We start from the raw sequence: 21398 nt of genomic DNA on the forward strand, positions 1-21398 counted from the left end.
GATAGACTTTTTCGACTTTGGCGTCGGGACGCATCATGAGCGGCTGGCTCCTGAGAGGTTTCGGGAGCTCAGCATCGGGGATCAGGTTGGGGCTTGGAATGTGGGGTTGGTGAGGCGGTTACAAGCTTTTACTCGTGAACGTCGAAAAGTCTGCTGTCCCGCTAGAAAGCTGGTGCCGGGCAATGAGCGATTCGAGCTGATTGTCTACTTGCTTCGAGAAGGCTTTTCTCCCGAGCAAATCGCGGGCAAGCTGCGTCGCATGAAAATCAATTTTGAAGAAGCTTACGTCTGCCGTGAAACCATCTACAACGCCATTTACGCACTGCCTGTGGGCGAGTTGCGTAAGGAGTTGATCATGTGTCTGCGCCAAGGCAAAAGCACCCGCAGACCGCGCAGTGGCGGTGTTGACCGACGCGGCCAGATTCCGGATATGGTGAGCATTCACGTGCGTCCGCCCGAGATCGAAGACCGGCAAATGCCCGGTCACTGGGAAGGCGATCTGATCAAGGGCAAGGACAACGCCTCGGCGGTGGGCACTCTTGTTGAGCGCACCAGTGGTTATTTGATCCTGGTCAAAATGCGCGACGCCACCGCGACCTCGGCGGTCGAAGGCTTCAGTGCGGCGTTGAACAGCATGCCGCTGGACGTGCGTAAAAGCATGACGTATGACCGGGGCCGTGAGATGGCCAAACACGCCGAACTGACCCAGAAAACGGGCGTGGCGATTTACTTTTGCGATCCGCACAGCCCGTGGCAGCGCGGCAGTAACGAGAACATCAACGGTTTGATTCGCCAGTACCTGCCCAAGGGTACGGACTTGTCGAAGCACAGCCAGGAACAGCTGGACGCCATTTCGTATCGACTGAACATTCGGCCTCGTAAACGCTTCGATTTCAGATGTCCGATTGAAGTGATTACCGAGGTGATGGGTATGTATCATGAGCCCCCCACTTCAATTCAATGACCGTGTTGCACTCGGTTCCTGCAACCGCCCGCTTTGAAATCATGAATTTTCAGCGGCGGTGCTGATTACTCCGAAATAAACCGGGTCTTCGCGGCATGCTGCCGGTAGCGCAACGGCGTGACCTGATGCCAACTCTTGAACGCTCTGGAGAATGCGCTTTGCTCGGCATAGCCCAACAGCTGTGCAATTTCACGCAGCTGTAAATTCGGATTGGCGAGGTAATCCAGCGCCAGGTTCAGACGAATCTGGTTAAGTATTGCCTTGAAGGTCATGCCCCGCTCTTGCAAGTGGCGATACACCGAACGTGAAGAGATGCCCATCTTCTGACAGATGCGTTCAAACTTCGGCTCCCCTTCCTGCAAGGCAAGCACGATTGCAGTTTTAAGCGAGGACAGTATCTCATCCGGCTGTGGCAGTACCCGCGCCATGCTTTCAGCGCGCTGTTCCATCAATCGCATCAAGTACGTGTCATGGGTATTGATCGGCAGTGCCAACACCGATAAAGGAATGACAATCGACACTGCCGATTGTTCAAAACTGACAGGACAGCCCAGCCACTTTTCGCACACACGCGCATAGTCATCCGATGCACTATTGGTAAATCTGACGCCATTAAATTGTACATCGGCACGCCCGGTCAAAGAACGCGCAAGTGCCAATAAGCTGGCGACAAGAACTTCATCGGATGCCTGGGTCGATAGACCATACGCCGAATCCCAACTTACATTAAGTCCGCCCGCTTCCTGCCTGACTATCATGGGGGTCTGGTTATGCAAGATGACCTGGTAACGCTGAAACAGCATCAGTGCTTGTAAAACAGTCTGGCACGACATGGCCAGATACCCCAGAACGCCGGCGTGATGAGGGCGAATCATAAAGCCGATTTCCAGCCCCAGCGCTTCACGGGGTTGCTCTTGATACACCTTGTCCAGCAGGCGCCACCAGACCTCCATGGGTAGACGTTCAAGCTTTAAAAGCCTGGACAGTTCGGCGCGTAGTTGAGGTGCTTGTAGCGCATGCTCGTCCAGATAACCGAGTAACAAACCTGACAGGGATCCCGCGACGTAGACATCTGTCTCACTCATGGACCGACCTCTGAAATGCGGAATATTGGCGGAATATGTCAAAAAAAAATGCAGCGCGTCAATACACTACTTTTCATGTAATCCATAATGGCCGGCGACACCCCGCGTCTCTAAGTACCCCCGGCTCCACCGTCGCCTGACGCCCATAATTTCAATAATGAGCCCGGCACTTCAGAACGTTAGCGTGCGCCATGAGACGCACGTACATAATTACGGTCCAGGTTTAAAAGAATCGTTACTCCAGGCCCCACTCTTTACCGCGTGAGGGTCACGGTTTTTTATTGCCTACGCATTGCCTGGACCCGGACCAGCTCAAAGCTTCACGAGGTATTTTATGGATGATGATGATGCCCTCTACTGCCTGCAAAAGTTTTGCGAGCCTGTCTTTCAGCACTTCATGAATGAACAGCGCGGTACTTTTCTTCTGGATTGTTCACACCAAAGCGATCACCGCAGAAGAATGATCGATGTGTATGTGCAGTACACTCTGCGCGATCTGCTGCACGGTTATAACAGTGTGCGCACTGATTGGCTGGCGGCAAAAACACTCGTTGTGAATGTCCACTGACGCCCTGAAAGAACAGCGATAACACTCACACCTATCAAGCTACCCTGTTCTCATGCGAGCGATGCCATGGCGGCATGCGCTCGCTTTTGCTTTTACCCAGGCCAGGGTCCTGTCACACCTCGCTGTCCGGCTGATCGCGCTTCAACAGCTTGAACCGCAACTGCGCCTCTTGCGACGAGGCGCGGTCCAGGTGCCCGACCCGCTCCCACCAGTACGCAAGCATGGCTTCGTCCGGGCAGAAATAACCGGTTTCCTTGGGCCCGATCTTGCGCAGCATGCGGTTGGCCTGTGCATCGAAACCGGCGGCCTCATGGGTGTTGGCGGGCAATGCACGCGCCTCTTCAAGCAGCAGGTCAAACTGAAACAGCACCTGATTGATATGCGACTGCACGCTGCGGTCGCTGCGGGCGAAGATCTGAAACTGGTCATGCGACTGAATGAAGCCTTCCGCTACTTCGGCTTGTTCGGCCTCGCTGAGCAGCCCGAGCATGATGCCCAGCGTCATCATCTGATTGAGCCAGCGCTCGACGAACGCCAGGAGAAAGCCGCCCAGGTCGCCGCGCTTGATATCGGTAAAGACCATGGCATAGCGCGTGGTCATGTGCATGGCCAGCAGCACCGGCTTGCGTTTGCGGGTAACGCAATGCACTTGCCATTGATCGAGCGACAAGGGGCGAGCGTCTGCATCGTTGAAGACGTCGGCCTGCCACTGTCTGGAGGGCGCAGGCTGCACAGGCGTGACGGTCGAGCCCTTGACCTTGCGGGTGAAAAAATCACAGGCAGCCTGTGTGCAGTTGAATACGAGCATAGCGTCCTGGCGCTCCACGGTGTAAGTAACCGGCTCAGGATGCCTGAAAACGCCATGCTCGGGTAGGCTCGTGCGCCTACCGGGCCGCCGCGCGCGCCGTGGCGATGCCCTGCTGCGATGCCCACAGCCCGATGTCTTCCTTGCGGATCGCCGCCGCCATCAGCGCCGGGAACTGGTCCGGGCTGCAGGCAAACGACGGCACGCCAAGGGCTGCCAGTTTGGCCGCCAGTTCGGCATCGTAGAACGGACGTCCTTCGTCGCTTAGCGCCAGCAAGGTAATCACCTGCACGCCGGAGGCCACCAGCTCGGCGGCGCGTTGCAGCAGGTTCTTTTCCACGCCGCCTTCATAGAGGTCGGAGATCAGCACCATGATGGTGTTGCGCGGCTCACGAATCAGGCTCTGGCAATAGCCGACGGCGCGGTTGATGTCGGTGCCGCCGCCCAGTTGCACACCGAACAGCAGGTCGACCGGGTCATCGAGCTGCTCGGTCATGTCGACTACCGCCGTGTCGAACACCACCAGGTGCGTGGTGACGGCCGGCAGCGAGGCCATGACTGCGCCGAAGATGCTGGAATAAACCACCGAGGCGGCCATCGAACCGCTCTGGTCGATGCACAGGATGATGTCGCGCTGGCTGCGCTGGGCCTTGCGGCCGTAGCCGATCAGGGTCTGCGGGACGATGGTTTTGTAGTCTTCCTGCCAGTGGCGCAGGTTGGCGCGAATGGTGCGGTTCCAGTCGATTTCCGAATGACGCGGGCGGGTGTTGCGCACCGCGCGGTTGAGCGCGCCGCTGACCGCGCTGCGCATCGGCTCTTCGAGGCGTTTGGTCAGTTCGTCGACGACCTTGCGCACCACCATGCGCGCGGTCTCTTTGGTTTCTGCCGGAATCACCCCGGACAGCGACACCAGCGAAGCGACCAGATGCACGTCGGGCTGCACCGATTCGAGCATCTCCGGTTGCAGCAACATGCTCTTGAGGTTCAGGCGCTCCAGGGCGTCCTTTTGCATCACCTGCACGACCTGAGTGGGGAAGTACTTACGAATATCCCCCAGCCAGCGCGCAACCTTGGGCGCGGATTTGCCGCTGCCGCCACGGCGCAGGCCACCGGCGCCGTCAGGGTCGTACAGCGCGGTCAACGCCGCATCGATGTTCATCTGCGTGCTGTCCAGGCCGCAGTCGCCCAGGCTCGGGGCGGCGGCTTCGCCGAGTACCAGGCGCCAGCGTTGCAGGCGAGCTTGCTCCTCGCTGGGCGAGAGTGAATGGTCGTCGTTCACGAAGGCGCTCCGTCGTTGGTCAGGCCCAGCAGCCGGCCGAGCAATGGCACCGGCCGCGCGGCGCGGGATGCATCGATGCGTGCGGCCACAGGCACAGGTGCCGCGTCCTGAACCGGCCGCCGGGCGCGCTCGCCCAGTTCGCGGCGTTCGGCTGAAGAGAAGGTGCTGAAGGTGCGGCGCAGCAGCGCCACGATGCGTTCGAAGTGATCAGGGCTGAGTGATGCCAGCCAGCCGTCGACCATGGTCCACAAGCGCGGGTCGTGCATCAGGATCAGTGCGCTCTGGTCGAGAAAGCCTTCCAGCCAGCCGGCCGCATCGGCCGGCTCGACGCTGCGCGACAAGGCCAGGGTCATGCGCGAGGCGCTGGCGTCGACGTCATCGACACCTGCATCGAACAGCAAGCGCGCCGCCTGGCCGCTGAGCAAACCATGGCTGGCACCGAACACCGCCAGGCGGCCGAGCGCCTGTTGCCATTCCTGGCTGCGCGCCGGGTCGTCGAGCAAACGAATGGCGGCATCGGTCTTGCCGATACGTTCGCGCATGGCGGCGGCAGCGTCATCGTCCAGCGAGGCGCACGCCGCCGACAAGCCGATGGCGGCGCGGGTGATCAGGCCGTCGAGCACATGGCGGACCATGCCGGTGTCGGTCTGGCGCACGTTGCCGTAGCGGGCAATGCGCGTCAGCGCCGGCACCGCATCGAGCAACTGGGCGACGTCGGTGGCCACCGAAGCGAGGTCTTCCAGCGCATGGGTGACCGGCTCGACCGCTTGCGGCAGGTTGGCCAGCAGCACGGTGTCGACCAGCGTCGACAACTCCGGCAGCGATCGGGCGTCTTTGGCCTTGGCAATCGCCCGGGCGCTGGCAGCGTCTTCAACGGTGCTGCCCCATTGGCTGGCCTCGATCATCGCCACGGCGAGTTCGGGCTGCCATTGCAGGCTCCAGATTTCGTGGAAGGTGCCTTTGGCCGACACACCGTTACGCGCCAGTTCGCCCCAGCCGATGTTCAGCACCGCCAGGCGATGCAGCAGATGACTGCGCGCCAAGTCGCCGGTTTCACGCAGGTCCAGGTCGAGGGTTTTCTGTGCGGCCTGCGGCTTCATGCGCAGGCTTTTTTGCAACTGTTCCAGGTCGCGCTGCAGCGGCACCGCCGGTACTTCGGGCGGCACGCTGCCGAGCCGGTCACCGACGATCAGCCGGTCCTGAATCAGCTTCATCGGTGCGGCGTCGCCCATGCATACCGTGGTTTGCAAGGCTTCGAAAAGCTCATCCAGGCCGGCAGCGGGACGTTCGCGCAATGCCGCCAGGCTCTCGGCCAGGCGCGTGGCTTCGATGATGTGTGCCGACGAACAATCCAGGCCGTCTTCACGAAACAGCCGGGCGGCGCGAGCCAGCCAGGTCACCGCCCGCTGGCTGCTGTCGCCTTCGCGCCACAGGTGCGCGTACCACGCCGGCGCATCGACACCGGCGCCATAACCGCTGGCGCTGCTCAGGTTGCGGTAGGTCCACGGCGCCCAGGTGGCGGCGACTTTGATTTTGGGCAGGCCTTTAAGCAGGTCATTGTCGAATTTGGCGGCCGGCATCGTCGCCAGCGCCGGCACGTGCCAGGCGCCACAGACCACGGCGATGCGCTCATAACCGTCCTTGACCGCCTGACGCAGGCACTTGCGCATGTGCGCTTCACGCAGCGCTTCGCGGCGCACGTAATACGCCGAGCGCTCGGCCGGCGCTTGTTCGCGCAGTGCGTGCATGGCCTCGGCGATGGCGGCGAACAGTTGCTCGCCGTCGCAGCGCTCTTCGACCATGTGGTTCCACCAGCTCTCGCCATCGGCGTAGCCGGCCGCGCGGCCCAGCCAGCCCAGCGGATCGTGGATCAGCTCGGCGTCGGCGGCATCGACCGCAGGCTCCTGTTGTGGCTCAGCAGGCTCTTCGCTGACAGCCGTCTCGGCCTCGGCCTGCGCCTCTTCGCGCCAGACTTTTTCCAGCGCAAATTGATGCGTGGCCGGCAGGTCGATAAAGCGTGTGGCAATGCCTTGGCCCAAGGCATAGCGCAGCGCCTGCCACTCCGGGGAGAACTCGGCGAACGGGTAGAACGCCGACTGGCGCGGGTCGCCTTCGGCGTGCACCAGCAAGGCCACGGGCGGCTGCATCGCCTCGCTGAGCACAAACGGCAGTACCGCCTCGGCGTCGGGCGGGCCTTCGATCAGCAGGCAGTCGGGTTGCAGGCTTTGCAGCGCCTGCAACAGGCTGCGCGCACAACCGGGACCGTGGTGGCGGATACCGAACAGATGGATCGCGTCGGACATGGCGCGATCACTCGATCTCGCGGCAAGCGCGGTACAGGTCTTTCCAGTCGCTACGCTCTTTGACCACGGTCTCCAGGTACTCGCGCCATACCACAGCGTCTTGTACCGGGTCCTTGATCACCGCACCCACCAGGCTGGCCGCCACGTCGTTGGCGTGCAAGGTGCCGTCGCCGAAATACGCTGACAGGGCCATGCCGTTGTTGATCACCGAAATCGCTTCGGCGGTCGACAGCGTGCCGCTGGGCGACTTGAGCTTGGCCTTGCCGTCTTCGGTCAGGCCGTTGCGCAGCTCGCGGAAGATCTGCACCACGCGACGCACCTCGGCCAGTGCCGGCGGCTGTGCGGGCAGTTCCAGCGAACGGCCCATTTCCGCCACACGCTTGGTAACAATGGAGACCTCTTCGGCCTCGCTGGACGGCACCGGCAGAATCACTGTGTTGAAGCGGCGCTTGAGCGCCGACGACAGCTCGTTGACGCCCTTGTCGCGGTTGTTGGCCGTGGCAATGACGTTGAAGCCGCGCACGGCCTGGACCTCGCTGTTCAGCTCCGGAATCGGCAGGCTTTTCTCCGACAAAAGCGTAATCAGCGTGTCCTGCACATCAGCCGGAATACGGGTCAATTCTTCGATGCGCGCAGTCTTGCCGCGCTCCATCGCGCGCACCAGCGGGCTTTCGACCAGCGCCTCGCGGGATGGCCCCTTGGCCAGCAATTGTGCGTAGTTCCAGCCGTAGCGCATCTGCTCTTCGCTGGTGCCGGCGGTGCCCTGCACGATCAGCGTCGAGTCGTTGCTGATCGCCGCTGCCAGGTGCTCGGAGACCCACGATTTGGCGGTGCCGGGTACGCCGTACAGCAACAGGGCGCGGTCGGTGGCCAGGGTGGCGACGGCAGTTTCCATCAGCCGGCGGCTACCGATGTACTTGGCGCTGACCTCGAAACCGTTGTCCAGTTTGCCGCCCAGCAGGTAGGTGATCACCGCCCAGGGCGACATTTCCCAATTGGTCGGGCGTTGGCGGGTGTCCTGTTTGCGCAGTTCGTGAAGTTCTTCGGCGAATTGCTGTTCGGCGTGCTGGCGCAGTACTGGGCTGTTCATGATCAGGTCCGTTTCAGTCAATAAGGGTCTGTAAGTGTTCGCGCAGGGTCAGGGTGTTTCGCCAGTCGTTGAGGGCCTCGGCCTGATGACGATGATTCAGGGTCTCTTCCTCAGGCCAGCCTTGGCGCGCTTGCGCAAAGGTTTCAGGCGGCAGCAACGTGGCGAAATCGCGCAGGGTCGTGCGCAGGTTGTAGTCGTAAACGCTGCGCGCATGAGCGATGCCGGTGCGCAGGTGTGGCAGCAATTGCTGACAGAACTCCACGCTGGGCCGGCCCTGCGCCGGGATCGCGGCCAGGATCTGGTCAAGCAGTTCGGACAGGCTCAGCGAGCTGCGGTCGTTGACGTTGGCGGCGATGTGCAGCCAGTACCGCTCGCGCTCGGCCACCGGCAGCAGCACGATCAACGGCTGACTGTCGAGGTAGCTGCGCGCCAGATGCGTGCCGTTGGCAGACACCCGCTCCAGTAGCGCGGCAGCCCATTCGGCGTTGCCTTCACGCAGCGTGGCTTGATACCAGCCACGCACCAGGGCTTCGTCCCAGTCGGTCTGTTTCGCGGCGGCGATCCATTCGGTCGGGGTCAGCTCGCGCCAGAACTGCAGCGGCGCGGCGGCAACCACCTGATACAGCCACCAGGCGCGCTGGCCGAGGCCTTCGCCGCTGGGCACGGCCTCTTCGATCTGGTCGTCTTTGGCGTTTTCAAAAAAACTCTGTGGCGGCTCGATCTGCACGCTGGGTGCATTGGAAGCTGAATGAGTCAGGCGCTTGAACAAGCCTTTCAGGCCGACGGGCTCGGCCGCGGCGGGCGTCACGGTGACGCATTGGGACAGGCGCTCGACCATGCGTTGCCGATACGCCGAGGTGGGCAACAGCACCAGCAGTTCGACTGCGGCACGGCGCACGTCCTTGCTGCGGTCGCGGCACAACTCGTCCAGCAGCGGTTCATCGTCGGCACTCAGGCCGGTGTCCAGGGCGCGTACAAAGGCGGCGCGCTCACGGGCATCGAAGCCTTTGCGCCCGGCGATCAGGCGCTCGCGCGCGCCGACAGGATCTCGCTCGCGCAACGCACGCAGGTACGCCTCGCGTTGTTCCAGGCTGCCGATGTCCCAGATTTCGTCGTTAAGTGCCACGCGGGTGTCGACCGCCTGCACCTGCCAGGCCGGGTTGCGCTCGGCCAGCCAGCGACCGCGCTCGCCCAGCACCGGCGCCAGCAGGCCGCGCAAGGTGTCGTCGCGGCGGGCTTTTTCCAGCAGGTCGGGCAACAGCGGCGGCGGCAGGCGCAGTTGGCGGTTAGCCAGATGCAGCAAGGTCACCTGGCCGAGGCGCTCATGGCCTTCGGTAAAGATCCGGGTCAGCAACGCCAGGCTCTGCTCCGGCGGCAGCGCCTGGGTGTCGTGCGGTGCGGGCGCGATGGCCGCCGTCGTCGCATCGGGGGCGACCCAACCGGCGTGCTGACACAGGTCGAGCACGGCGGCAGTGCGCAGTAATTTCGTTTCAGTGCTGGCGGTGTCGCGAACGATGGCATCGAGCAATACGCCAATCGGGCCTTCGACGGTCAACGGCGCAGGTGTCTGCTTGCGCGTGCCGAGCAAGGCGCTGACCGCCAGAGGATCAAGCAGGCTCATCAAATCGTCTCCCGTGAACACCAGACCAGTGCTTCACCTTGCCAGGCGCTCAGCGGCCGCAAATAACAACCGTCGACGCCCTGATGCCATTCACTGAACAGGCGCAGCGGATAGCCGCCGGCCACCGCGCACAGCTCCCAGCCATCGCGTTTGTCGAGGTACAGCGGCACGCGGCTGTCGACGTCGGCGCCGGCAATGCGCAGCACCCAGCCCGACTGCGCATCGAACTCGGGCATGCCGTCGTCGATGCACATCGGCTGTGGACTTTGCCAAGGGTTGGCAGCCACCGCAGAGGCCAGACCGTCGAAGGCGGCCTGCGCCGGCAAGCGTGGCGACTCGATGGTGCGCTCCAGCAAGGTCGGCGCAGCGTTGAGTACCGCGCGCAGCGGATGGGCGCCGGGGTAGAACGTCAGGTCGGCGCCGATCACCGAACCGCTCAAGAAAATCTGCTCGAACTGCCGCGAGCCGTGGGCATAGTCCTGCAACAGCGCCACCCTGCCGGTAGTCAAGCCACGCAGCCAGACACGGCGCGCCAGCAAGCGGTCCTCTTCCTCGACGCACTGCCCTTGCACGTGCCATTCGTCAGTGCACGCCTCGCCCAGCGCCTGCACGTCTTCCTTGCTCAACGGCAAGCCGAGCGCTTGCGACAGGTCAGCACGTTCGCTGGCCGGCAGGCTGTCGAGACGGCGGAAACCGTCGATCAACAATTGCAGACGGCCAAACGCACCGAGCAGCCGCAACGGCCAGTCGACACCCTCGACGACACCGCTGCCCGGCACACCGGCCAGCGGCCGCAAGCGATAGGCAACACCGGGCAATTGCGCATCGACCATGCGTGCGGCCAATTGCTCGAACGCACCTTCGTTGCCGATCAGCGTGGCCAGGCCTTGTGCGACCTGATCCTGCAACCAGCGCTCCAGCTCATCAAGGCCTGCGCCCATGCGTTGCAGACGCTTGGCAGACACCGCAGCATCGTCGCCGGGACGTTTGGCCGCAGGCGCTTCGGCCTTTTTCTGTTCCTGTTTTTCAGCGCGCTGCTGACGGCCTTGCAGCCACTCGCCGACCCAGGCCGGTAGCTCGGTGTCGGTGAATGCCGTGCTTTGTTCGGCGCGGATCAACGCCAGCGCCAGACCATGCTTGCAGGGGAATTTACGGCTGGGGCAACTGCACTTGAAGGCCAGCGCTTCGAGGTCGATCTGCACCTGGTACGGCTTGCTGCCGCTGCCTTTGCACTCGCCCCAGACGGCGCGCTCGTTGACGCCAAGGCTCTGCCATTTGCCGACATTGAGCAGTCCCTGCGCCGCCTTGGCGGACGCTGCATCGGGGGCCTGCTGAAGAATGAGTTCGCGGGAAAACTGCATGGAGGGCTTACTTGAGTCCGTTCGGGTAAGAGCGCCGATAGTGGCACAAACCTGTATTGAAGAACCCCTTGGATGTCAGGAATGCGGATTTGTTCGCAAACAGCGCGCACAAAAAAGGCACCTGCAGAAGGTGCCTTTTTCCAAACGATCTTTACCGTGCCGGTTCTGCCGCCATCTCTTCCAGATGCTCACGCTCCAGCGTGGCCTGCACCAGTTCATCGGTCACGCGGATCTGGGCACCCACTGGCGACATCTGCGTCGCCGCCTCAAACGGTGCAGTCGGGGTCGAGGCCGGGTGGACCTTGCGGCGCCAGAGGAAGAACACCGCCATGAAGACATTCAGCACCACAAACGACCAGAAAAAGCCGCTGTCGCCGACATGCTTCATGGTTGGCGAGATGATCAGCGGGCTGATCGCCGAGCCGACCGAGTTGATCAGCAGCATGCCCTGGATCACCCGCACCAGTTCACCGGCCGCGACGTTGTCGGTCGCGTGGCTGACCGCGACCGGATAAAGCGCAAAGACCCCGCCACCGAGCAGAAACAGCAGCACGGCCAACAGCATCATCGAGTCCGGCAACACCAGAATCAGCAACGACAACACAGCACAAAATACGCTCAGGCCGATCAACACCACCTGCCGGTCCTGACGGTCGGACCAGCGCCCCACCGGGTATTGCAGCAACATCGCGCCCAGGATCACGCAGGCCATCAGGTAACCCACCTGAGTGATGTCCATCCCCACCCGTTGCAAATAAATCGGCAGCAGCGCGTACATGCCGGCAATGGCGATACCCGAGCCAAAGGTGCCGAGTACGCCAGTGGGCGTGATACGCAGCAGGTCTTGCGGCAGCAGCGGTTCGATGTCGCCGACCTCCGGCGACACGCGCGGCAGGATCACCATCGGCAGCACCGACAGCGAGGCCAGCATGCCGGCAATCATGAACGGCGCCGTCTCGCCCCAGGCGTTGATCACGCCCAGTTGCAGTTGGCCGAGCATGCCCGCGCCGTACAGCGCGATCATGTAGATCGCCAGCAGCCGGCCGCGCATTTTCGGGTCGCCGGACAACAGCAACCAGCTTTCCACCACCAGGAAAATGCCGACAATGGCCAGGCCGTTGATTAACCGAAAAAAGAACCACGCCCACGGATCGAAGATCAACCCTTGCAGCAAAAAGGTCACCGCCGTCAGTGACGCAAAGCTGCTGTAGGCACGAATATGACCGATGCTTTTGATCAGCCGGTCACCAAACATCGCGCCCAGCGCCAGGCCGACAAAGTAGGACGAGGACACGAAACCAATCATCGTGTCCGACACCCCGGCGGTGTCGAGCCGCAACGAGGTCAAAGAAGAAATGAACCCATTCCCCAGGCTGACAATGAACAGCCCGATCAACGGCCCCAACACCAACGCCAACAGTTTTCGCGACACGACACCCTCGGTTTTCAAACAGCACAAATCGATGCATGCAATTGTTTGATAGAGGCAGTCGGAGGGAGGTCTTTCTGTCGACGATCTGGCAATTTCGCACCTGGAAATCGGGCGCGGATTCTACGGTGCAGACGGGTTAAAAGAAATCTGAAAACGACATTGAAAGCGGGCATTTTGTCGCGGGCAGATAAACGGTCGTGGCAATGGCCGTGGACTCGACTTTAGCTGCAATCCTCATCCTCAAAAAAATCGAGTGCCTCAGCCTCGATGACGTCGAGAACATCAAGCGCTTTCATTGACCAGAAGCAGCCCTGAACGGAGCGCTGCAAGGCAGGTGTTAGCTCACCCCATTGTCGATCAAGATCGAAAATCCGCACCCATGAGGCCTCCATCCATGCGGTGGCCGTGCGGCGCTGGTTGTCTGCCTTGAGACAGTCGAAGGCGTGTTCTTGCGCTTCGTTTTCATAGCAATACCAACGGTTCAGCACACAGTGCCACTGGTCATAACAGCTGAGGATGACCTGATCCGCTGGCAGCCTCAGTTTCAGCACCACCGGGTCTTTGCAGCTTTCGAGATCGTTTCGGTAAGGGGCCGGGTGATCGTCTTCTCGCTGGATCCAACACCACCACGGCGTCAGCCCGGCGGCAGGTGGTGCCATGCCCAATTGCTTCATGGTTCTGCGTAACCACCGATAGGCCGCCTTGAAATCTGGATCGGCTTTTTGCACCGGTACGGTCAACTCGTAGCGACGTAGCAAGGCTCGATAAACCGGACGCTCTACTATCATCCATGCAGTCAGCATGCCGTCTTCAGCAAAGAACTGTTGCCAGTGCCTGAGCGTGGTTTTCACAGCAGGTAGATTTACGCGGTGATCAATGACGAGAGGGTCGAGTGAAGTTTCGATCCGTGCCTCCTGGCAATACGTTTTCGATTCGGAAAAGGAGAATAACGAATCTGTCGATCATCTGATACGCAGGACTCGATCCCTCAGCCAACACTCTCACGAGCACGGCGACACCTCACCCTCCTTCAATAACATGCTCAGTTGCTGCGGCCGGTGATGCACCAGCCCCTTCGGCGATTCGCACACGCGCTGGATGAAGTTGTCGCTGAAAAGCAATTTGCCGTGCACGAAATGCTCGCCCGGCTTGCGGTTGGGGTTGTCGATGCGCGTGCCCAGCCGTTGCGCCAGCCAGGTGCCGGCTTCGTTGTGGCTGACCCAGCGCTCGCCCGCCATCTGTTGCAGCGCGCCTTTTGGTGCGTCGCCGGCGACGACGATGACCGGCACGTCGCTGACTTCAGGCACCAGGTCGTTGTGCCCCCACTTACCGTTTTCGCCCAGGCGCTGGCCGTGGTCACCGGTGATGATCAGGTAGCGCTCGCCCTCCAGCTGATCGAAGTCCTTGAGGATTTCGCCGAGCAGGCTGTCCAGGTAATGCACCGAGTTGTCGTAGGCGTTGGCCTGGCCTTGCGGGCCGCTGTCGGGCCAGGGTCGCGGGGCCGGGTCGTGGCGGTAATTCTGCGCGTAGGGCAAGTGCGCGGTGCGCAGGTTGAGCACGACGAAATTGCGCTCGGCCCAGCGCTGCTGGTCGAGGATGTCGAGCAGCGCCCGGTCCTGCTTCTGCAAGAAACGCAGCGGGTGGTCTTCGCGGGTGATCGACACATCCAGATAACGGCTGCCCAGATGTGCCAGCAATTTGGATTCCTGCGACGAGATCCAGTGGGTACGAAACCCCGCGCTCTGTGCAAAGCGAAACAGGTTGATCTGGCCGTTGCGCAGCAGGTTGTCCTGGCCCGGCTCGCGGATCGGATTAAGCAGATACGGCAGGCTCACATCGGTGGCCACGCCCGCCGACACGCCGGGGCGCACCAGCGCATTGGGATTGTTGTGCAGATAGGCTTGCAGGTTGGGCGTGGTGTTGCGGTCGTAACCGAACACACCCAGCCGGTCACTGCGCAGCGAGTCGGCCACCACCAGCCACACGTGACGCGCCGTACTCGGCACTTGCGTCAGGGTGTAGGGCGCGTAGGCCGTCTGCGGCAACGGCGGGTCCGCTCGAAATGCCAGGCGCACCGCCCAGGCTGAAAAAGCATTGAGGCTGTTGTGCAAGCCGCTGCGGCTGTCGCTGGCAACAAAGGCGTCGAGGTTGCGATAGGTCGCGCGATGCGGTTTGGACAGCAGCACCGCGGCGATCAGCACCAGTGCCCAGCGACTGGCCGGTAACGACAGGCGACCCGGCAGGCGCAGGTGCAAAAACAGCAGCAGGCCATAAGGCAGCAGCACACACAGCAGCGCCGGCCAGTGCCGGGCGAAACTGTGCAGCGCGGTCTGGCGGACCTCGGCGCCATCGGCCAGCATCGCCTGAATGTCGATGGCGTTCAGCGGCTCGCCGAAGAAGCTGATATTGGCCAGCTGCAGGACCTGCATGCCGGCGAACATCGTCAGGATCGCGGCAGCCAGCCAGCGCAGGTTGCACAGCCACAACGCCAGGCTGAACAGCCACAGGGCTGCCACATAAGACAGCTCCAGCTCGGCACGGTTATTGGTGGTGTACAGCTGTTGCAGAAAATCGTCGCTCAGCAGCAAGGCACAGCTCAGGGTGGCCAGCGCCAGCAGCGTCAGCCACGGGCGTGCGCCGCGCTGCACAGGGGCGCGCAACAGGGTCAACAGCATGATGAAATCCTGATGGTTCAATTATTCGTCTGGGCGGGCACGACGGCGTCCGGTGAGCATCGACAGCGGCAGGTTTTCGCGCAGGCGCAGGCTTTCTATCACTGCCGCACAGACATGCAGACCGACCAGCGCGGCCAGCCCGTTGGCAATCCAGCGGTGCAGGTCTTCGGGCCAGTCGGCGCCCCACAAGGCATCGACTTCCTGCATCAGAAAGCCGGTCAGCGCCAGCGCCGCCATGGCGGTCATCATCAACACCATGACCAGCGCGCCCAGCGGTGAATGGCCCAGGCGATGAAAGTCCCGGCCATGGCGCAAGGCGCTCAGGTGTGCATGCAGCCGCGCAGGCGTCGGCCAGAAGTCTGCCCAACGCGCGCTTTGCGGACCGATAAAGCCCCAGGCCAGACGCACGGTCAGCCAGCCGGCGGCGTAATAACCCAGCCAGGTGTGCCAGTCATCGCCGGCTTCGTTGAAAAAGTAATTGGCGACGAACACCCCCGCCACCGACAGGTGGAACAGGCGCACCAGCGGGTCCCAGAGGCGTATCGTCGCCGCCTTCATCAGCCTTTTATCTCGGTCTTCACCGCCTTGCCGCTGACCGGGTCGTGGTAGATCTCGACCTTGCGCTTGTCCTTGTCGAAGCCATAGATTTCGTAGCAGTTGCCGTCGGTGACCTTGAACTTGCTGATCTCGTAACCGGCTTCACGCAGCTTGGCCTGGAAGGCTTCAGGGTCTTGCCAGGTGGCACGCTCGGCGGTGGTGCATTGCGGGCCGGCATAAGCGCCGACACTGGCCAGCAACAGGGTCGGAAACAGGGCAAAGCGCAGCAGGCGGGACATGGTGGGGGCTCTCCTTTGTTTGGGAGCCCTAAAGTGCGGCGCCAAGCTTAATGAAGTCTTAATGAGTAACGCGCGGTAACATTTGCTTACTGGCGGACGGCAGCCGAATCGCCATGATTGCGGGCTGTAGACAGAGGTCACACGCATGCGCGTACTGCTGGTGGAAGATGATCGTGCTCTCGCGCAAGGCATTCGGGTTGCATTGCGCGGCGAAGGCTATGTGCTGGACTGGGTCGCCGATGGCCTGGAGGCCGAGCACGCCTTGCGCTGCGAGCATTTCGACCTGGTGCTGCTCGACCTGGGCCTGCCACGTCGCGACGGCATTACACTGTTACGCGGTATTCGCGGCCAGGCCGAAGGCAACGTGCCGGTATTGATCCTCACCGCCCGCGACGCCGTGGCCGACCGTATTCAGGGGCTGGATGCCGGCGCCGACGATTATCTGGTCAAGCCGGTCGACCTCGATGAACTCAAGGCGCGCATTCGCGCCCTGTTGCGCCGCAGCCAGGGCCGCGCCCAGCCGCGTCTGGAGCATGCCGGCGTCAGCCTCGACCCGGCCACGCAAGAGGTGTTCTATCAAGGCGTCAATGTGGTCATGACGCCAATGGAATATCAGTTGCTGCACCAGTTGCTGACCCGTCCCGGCGTGGTGGTCACCCGCGAGCGCCTGAGCAGCACGTTGTACGGCTGGCAGGAAAGCGGCCCCGGCAACACGCTGGAGGTGCTGATTCATAACCTGCGCAAAAAGCTGTTTTCCGGGCTGATCCGCACCGTGCGCGGCGTCGGTTATCTGGTGGAGCGCAGCCAGTGATTTCCATCCGTACGCGCATTCTGGCGCCGACCCTGGTGCTGATGATCATCGGCAGCCTGGCCCTGGTGTTGCTGGCCCTGCGCGACAGCCACCGGGAAATCGAAAACGTCTACGACGCACAACTGGTGCAAGCCGCCCGGCTGATGCAGGGCGTGCTGCAGCAATCGCCCGCCGGGCGCGATTGGCAGGCGCTGGAGGGCGAGTTGAACCACGCGCTCAACCGCTCTGTGCCGGGCATTGTTGCCCACCCGTATGAAATGAATGTCGCGTTCCAGATCTGGTCCGCCGACGGCCGCCTGCTGCTGCGCTCCGAAAACGCCCCGGCGCTGGCCGAGGTTCCCGCGCCCGGCCTGCATGACCTGATGTACGAAGGCCAGGACTGGTGCGGCGTGCTGCTCGAAGACCAGGCGCTGGGCATCCGCATCTGGGCCGGCGAGCGTGACGATTTGCGCCAGGACCTGATCCAGAAAATCGTCCATCACGCGCTGTTGCCGACACTGGTTGGCCTGCCGCTGTTGACCCTGCTGATCTGGCTGTTGCTCGGCTGGGGCCTGCGTCCGTTGCAGCGCCTGGCCAGGCAACTGCGCAATCGCCCGCACGACAGTCTGGAGCCGCTGCCGGCCCAGACCCTGCCACCGGAGCTGGAGCCGATGCGCTCGGCGCTGGATCATGTGCTTGACCAGTTGCGTACCCTGCTCGACCGCGAACGCCGCTTCATCGCCGATGCCGCCCACGAACTGCGCACGCCCCTGGCGGTGCTCGATATTCATGTACGCAACGCCCAGGCCGCCAGCGACCCGCACGAGCGGGCCGAAGCGCTGGCGTTTCTGCAACAGGGCGTGGGCCGCATGACCCGCATCGCCAGCCAGCTGCTGACCATGGCGCGGCTGGAACCGGCGGTTCTGCCCAGCCAACCGCTGAACCTGACCGAACTGATGCGCGAAGAACTGGCAGAGCTGACGCCACTGGCATTGCGCAAGGACGTCGAGCTGGTGCTGGACAGCGAAGAGGACTGCCTGCTGCTCAGCGAGCCGGCGGCACTGACGATCATGGCGCAGAACCTGATCAGCAATGCCCTGGCCTTCTCGCCTGCCGGCAGCGAAGTGCGCCTGCACCTGAGCCGCCATGCCGACAATAACCAGATGCGCCTGCAAGTGCTGGATGAAGGCCCGGGTGTCAGCGAGGCGGCACTGGCGCGTTTGTGCGACCGCTTTTACAGCGCCGGCAACCCCGAAGGCGCAGGCCTTGGTCTGGCCATCGTCGACATGATCTGCCGCCGGCTAGGCCTGACGCTGCGGTTTTCCAACCGGGCGCAGGGCGGGCTGTGCGTGGAGGTGTTGATTCCGTTGACGGCTTGATCGCAGGCGTCAATCCTGGCGTTTTACATACACCCAGGCTTCGGCGCCCGAGGCCAGCACCACGGCCACGCGCTGGTAATCCGAAACCTCATAGGCATCTGCGGCCGCCAGTTCCGCCGGGGTGATTTCAAACACGCTGCCGGGCACGCGATCGTCAGCCACGCCACTGTGGCTGACGATGGGGTGATGGGTCTTGCCGCTGGTGGCCAGCACCGCAGGGTCGGTGATTTCTACCCAGTCCTGACGAAAGCCCACCAGAGCATCGGCACGACCGCTGAGTTCACGGCCGAAACTGGCCAGTTGCACAGCCTTGTCTTGCAGGGTGCCGTAGGAGAACAGCAAGACTGTGGTTTCGACTTCTTTGCTCATTACAGCGTCCTTCTCAAGATTTTTTGGTAATGCAGATTGCACGCTTCAATCAAATAACCCCTGCACTTCTTCCAGCGTGGGATAGCGTGCGGGCACCACATTCAGTTCGCAATCCAGCGCGGCCAGTGCATGAGCATAAGCGCACAGGCTGACCGACAGGCTGCCTTGCTCGATGGCGATGATTTTCTGCCGGGTCAGGCGCGACAATGCCGCAAGGCTGGCCTGGGTATAGCCGCGATTAAGACGTTTTTCGCGTATCTGCCGGCCCAGACGGGTGGCGATGAGCTCGTGGTCCATGTCATGAATACGTGACAATTCAAGAGAGATGTAACGTATACGCAACCTCGATAAAAATCAAAGCGGGCTGGTGAAACAGTTGAACGGTCAGGTGTTTTCAGGCCTTTTCCGACATGCCTTTGAGAAGTGCCTTATTTACTCAGGGCTGCACTTGCGTCGAGACTCAGCCTGCGAATATCTGCACGCACTCTGAATGCTCAAGGAAGGTAAACCATGGGATCCACATTAACGTGGTGCATCCTGATGCTCCCCAGGCTGCTACAACTGTCAATAATGACAACGGCTGTTGTGATCAGCATTTTCATACTCGACGATCCCCTACCGGATGTGCTGAAGCCTTTACCTGCCTTTCTCTCAGCCTTGGGCCTGAATTTTCTTGCCATCTGCATTCACGAAGGCGGCCATTATCTGGGCGCCAAATGGGCCAGGATGACCGTCTTGTTCGTACGCCTCATGGCCATCGAGATCACACCACTAAAGCGAGGCTGGCGTTTGCGCTGGGCTCCTGCACCCAAAGGATGTTCTTTCGCCGGTTACGTGATGATGGCAGCCAACCCCCGCCACCCTTTTCGCGAGGCATACATGCTGTGCATCGCCATGGGCCCACTGATGAATCTAGCGGTTGGCGGGTTATCGCTGGCTTTAACGCTGTTACTGGATGGGCCCAGCGGCTCGGTTGCGCTGTGCTTTGCAATACTGAACATAGCGCATGGTCTGGCTAACCTGCTGCCGACCTATCTGGGCAGTGTCAGCGATGGCGCGCAGCTTCTGGCCTGGTGGTGCAGGCCTGATGAACAAGGCGAGCGACTTGCTGGCGCCCGTCTATTGTCGATGACGATTGCCGGTGCAACGTCTCTGCAATTGCCGGCCGCCGATATTGAACACCTCAATAATCAAGCTCTGCGCGAAAGGCTGCTCGCCTTGCGCTACCGGCTCGATGCTTTGCAGTTGCAAGGACACTGGGGGTGCGCAGTGTCCTTGAGTGAAACGCTTGATCAGATACTGCATGATCGCCCGCATGAACAGGCTCATAACGCCGGACTGGTTTCCATCTTGCGCAAGGAGCTGGAGTTTTGTCGTGCCTTGCGCTTCTCCAACGCACAAGAACTGCATGAAGGCTTGTACAACAAAGACATCGACTGGTATGCGCCAACGCTCATGCTTCGTTGTCAGGCATTGAGGGCTGCGCTGAAGGGGGAACGGGCCCGCTGTGATGATTACCTGCAACAGGTCGCCGGGATTGCTGACAACGCCATGGACCTGTCGCTCGCCAAAAGAGAGCAAGTGCTGGCTGGCTACATAACGGCACTGAGCTAATCCCCCTGCACGTCTTGCTGCGGAGTTCAGAGCGCTGAAACAGCTGAGCGAGTGGGCGCCTTCAACACTTTCACAGCCGCCACCAGCACCAACAGCGCCAGCCCCACACACAGCCAGTTACTGCCTTGCCAACCCATGCTGCTCAACAAAAGTGCCGGAGCAAAGGCGCCAAGGGTCGCGCAGATGGCGATGGCCAGGTCGTTCTGGCCTTGCACCTTGAAGGCCTGTACCTGGCCGTCGAGTTGCTGCGCGAGCAAGGCGCCGCTGCCGACGTAGGTCAGGTTCCAGCCCAGGCCCAGCAGAATCAGCGCGGCGCTGACGGCCACATAATTGCTGGAGGCGATATTGACCGCCGCGCTGGCGATCAGCAGCCACAGCCCCAGGCACAAGGTGGTTTTCAGCCCGAGCCGCTCGATGATCCAGCCGGTGAAGAACGACGGAGCGAACATGGCAATCACATGCCATTGAATCGCCAGGCGCATGGCGCTGAAGTCCTCGTGCATGTGCTGCATGTGCATCGAGGCCTGGATCATCAGCAAATGCATGATGAAGTAACCCAGCGCCGCGACCGCCATGGCCAGCAGGATCGGCGGCGTCAGGGGCGAGCGCTCGCTGCCGGGTTGCGCTGCGCTGTGCGGCCGGACAGCCACAGCGCCGTCGTTTGGCAGGCAAAGGGTCACCAGTGTCGCCAGCGCAGCCAGGCCGATGAACGTGACATAGCACAGGGCAAAGGCCTCATACGCGCCCACATCGCGCAGCCATTCGGTCAGCGTCGGCCCGACCACGGCGGCGATCACGCCACCGGCGACCACCAGCGAAATGGCCTTGGGCTTGAGGTGCGCCGCCAGATTGTCAGTGGCGGCAAAGCGGTTGAAGTTGGCAAACGCGACATACACACCCAGCGCCGAATGGCACACCACCAGCAGCAAAAAGCTGTGCTGAACGACGGCCTGATAGCCGCTGATGCCAGCCATGGCCAAGGCGCAATTGCCGAGCAGAAAGGTGCGTTTACGGCCCCAGCGGCCCATCAACCAGGCCACCGGGTATGTCGCCAGCATCAGCCACAAAAACTGAAAACCATACGGCACCGTCGACAGCACAGGCGTGGGTGCCAGGGCTGCGCCCACGGTGGCGGCCATGGTCACCGACATGACCGCGCAGGTCAGATTGATCGATTGGGCCGCGAAATACAGCCAGGTTCGGTGCGGAAGTGTACGCATGGGGAGT

At 61.9% G+C, this 21398-nt stretch carries 20 protein-coding genes; 5 read left to right on the forward strand and 15 right to left on the reverse strand.

Going from position 1 to position 21398, the window contains the following annotated elements; genetic code table 11:
* Position 1 precedes the first annotated feature (1 nt).
* Complete coding sequence (locus tag ACYP2A_RS31725; protein ID WP_459749892.1) at positions 2-964, forward strand: IS30 family transposase; 963 nt, start codon at positions 2-4, stop codon at positions 962-964.
* 65 nt (positions 965-1029) lie between these two features.
* Here ACYP2A_RS31725 and ACYP2A_RS31730 read toward each other — a convergent pair whose 3' ends face one another.
* Entirely contained in the window at positions 1030-2049 is a 1020-nt protein-coding gene (locus ACYP2A_RS31730) for an AraC family transcriptional regulator (RefSeq protein ID WP_459749893.1), read from the reverse strand.
* Between the two features lie 334 nt (positions 2050-2383).
* Between ACYP2A_RS31730 and ACYP2A_RS31735 the strand changes: the two genes are divergently transcribed.
* Positions 2384-2617 carry a hypothetical protein gene (locus ACYP2A_RS31735; protein WP_459749894.1) on the forward strand — a complete coding sequence of 78 codons (234 nt, stop codon included), beginning with the start codon at positions 2384-2386 and terminating at the stop codon, positions 2615-2617.
* Between the two features lie 112 nt (positions 2618-2729).
* Here ACYP2A_RS31735 and ACYP2A_RS31740 read toward each other — a convergent pair whose 3' ends face one another.
* The 11 genes from ACYP2A_RS31740 to ACYP2A_RS31790 all read right to left on the reverse strand — a co-directional run bounded on the left by ACYP2A_RS31740 (position 2730) and on the right by ACYP2A_RS31790 (position 16019).
* Positions 2730-3425, reverse strand: coding sequence for a DUF6933 domain-containing protein (locus ACYP2A_RS31740; protein WP_459749895.1), 696 nt, complete (start codon positions 3423-3425; stop codon positions 2730-2732).
* A 76-nt stretch (positions 3426-3501) separates the two neighbouring features.
* Positions 3502-4701 (reverse strand): VWA domain-containing protein, encoded by a 1200-nt coding sequence (locus ACYP2A_RS31745; RefSeq protein WP_459749896.1) that lies wholly within the window; start codon positions 4699-4701, stop codon positions 3502-3504.
* Positions 4698-7004 (reverse strand): DUF5682 family protein, encoded by a 2307-nt coding sequence (locus ACYP2A_RS31750; protein WP_459749897.1) that lies wholly within the window; start codon positions 7002-7004, stop codon positions 4698-4700. The genes ACYP2A_RS31745 and ACYP2A_RS31750 overlap by 4 nt, the downstream gene beginning before the upstream one ends.
* A gap of 7 nt (positions 7005-7011) precedes the next feature.
* Positions 7012-8094, reverse strand: coding sequence for an ATP-binding protein (locus ACYP2A_RS31755; protein WP_459749898.1), 1083 nt, complete (start codon positions 8092-8094; stop codon positions 7012-7014).
* A 13-nt stretch (positions 8095-8107) separates the two neighbouring features.
* The gene (locus ACYP2A_RS31760) at positions 8108-9715 is read right to left on the reverse strand and encodes a DUF5691 domain-containing protein (protein WP_459749899.1); all 1608 of its coding nucleotides are present in this window, start codon (positions 9713-9715) and stop codon (positions 8108-8110) included.
* Positions 9715-11076, reverse strand: coding sequence for an SWIM zinc finger family protein (locus tag ACYP2A_RS31765; protein ID WP_459749900.1), 1362 nt, complete (start codon positions 11074-11076; stop codon positions 9715-9717). Before ACYP2A_RS31765 ends, ACYP2A_RS31760 begins: the two co-directional genes overlap by 1 nt.
* 151 nt (positions 11077-11227) lie before the next feature.
* Complete coding sequence (locus ACYP2A_RS31770; RefSeq protein WP_459749901.1) at positions 11228-12508, reverse strand: MFS transporter; 1281 nt, start codon at positions 12506-12508, stop codon at positions 11228-11230.
* Between the two features lie 221 nt (positions 12509-12729).
* A complete protein-coding gene (locus ACYP2A_RS31775; protein ID WP_459749902.1) occupies positions 12730-13359 on the reverse strand; it encodes a DUF3841 domain-containing protein in 630 nt (209 codons plus the stop codon).
* Positions 13360-13509: 150 nt separating this feature from the next.
* Entirely contained in the window at positions 13510-15183 is a 1674-nt protein-coding gene (locus ACYP2A_RS31780) for a phosphoethanolamine transferase (protein WP_459749903.1), read from the reverse strand.
* A 21-nt stretch (positions 15184-15204) separates the two neighbouring features.
* Positions 15205-15741 carry a cytochrome b/b6 domain-containing protein gene (locus ACYP2A_RS31785; protein WP_459749904.1) on the reverse strand — a complete coding sequence of 179 codons (537 nt, stop codon included), beginning with the start codon at positions 15739-15741 and terminating at the stop codon, positions 15205-15207.
* On the reverse strand, positions 15741-16019 hold the full coding sequence (locus ACYP2A_RS31790; RefSeq protein ID WP_459749905.1) for a PepSY domain-containing protein: 279 nt from the start codon (positions 16017-16019) through the stop codon (positions 15741-15743). The genes ACYP2A_RS31785 and ACYP2A_RS31790 overlap by 1 nt, the downstream gene beginning before the upstream one ends.
* Before the next feature lie 145 nt (positions 16020-16164).
* Between ACYP2A_RS31790 and ACYP2A_RS31795 the strand changes: the two genes are divergently transcribed.
* On the forward strand, positions 16165-16830 hold the full coding sequence (locus ACYP2A_RS31795; protein ID WP_459749906.1) for a response regulator: 666 nt from the start codon (positions 16165-16167) through the stop codon (positions 16828-16830).
* Positions 16827-18188, forward strand: coding sequence for an ATP-binding protein (locus ACYP2A_RS31800; protein ID WP_459749907.1), 1362 nt, complete (start codon positions 16827-16829; stop codon positions 18186-18188). The genes ACYP2A_RS31795 and ACYP2A_RS31800 overlap by 4 nt, the downstream gene beginning before the upstream one ends.
* 9 nt (positions 18189-18197) lie before the next feature.
* Here the strand turns inward: ACYP2A_RS31800 and ACYP2A_RS31805 are convergent, their stop codons facing one another.
* Positions 18198-18557, reverse strand: coding sequence for a gamma-glutamylcyclotransferase family protein (locus ACYP2A_RS31805; RefSeq protein WP_459749908.1), 360 nt, complete (start codon positions 18555-18557; stop codon positions 18198-18200).
* Between the two features lie 45 nt (positions 18558-18602).
* Positions 18603-18854, reverse strand: coding sequence for a helix-turn-helix transcriptional regulator (locus tag ACYP2A_RS31810; protein ID WP_459749909.1), 252 nt, complete (start codon positions 18852-18854; stop codon positions 18603-18605).
* A 213-nt stretch (positions 18855-19067) separates the two neighbouring features.
* On the opposite strand from ACYP2A_RS31810, the gene ACYP2A_RS31815 reads away from it, so the two are divergent.
* On the forward strand, positions 19068-20171 hold the full coding sequence (locus tag ACYP2A_RS31815; RefSeq protein ID WP_459749910.1) for a hypothetical protein: 1104 nt from the start codon (positions 19068-19070) through the stop codon (positions 20169-20171).
* A gap of 26 nt (positions 20172-20197) precedes the next feature.
* On the opposite strand, the gene ACYP2A_RS31820 is transcribed toward ACYP2A_RS31815, so the two are convergent.
* A complete protein-coding gene (locus tag ACYP2A_RS31820; RefSeq protein WP_459749911.1) occupies positions 20198-21391 on the reverse strand; it encodes an MFS transporter in 1194 nt (397 codons plus the stop codon).
* Positions 21392-21398 lie beyond the last annotated feature (7 nt).

Source organism: Pseudomonas sp. 3A(2025) (genome assembly GCF_054589175.1).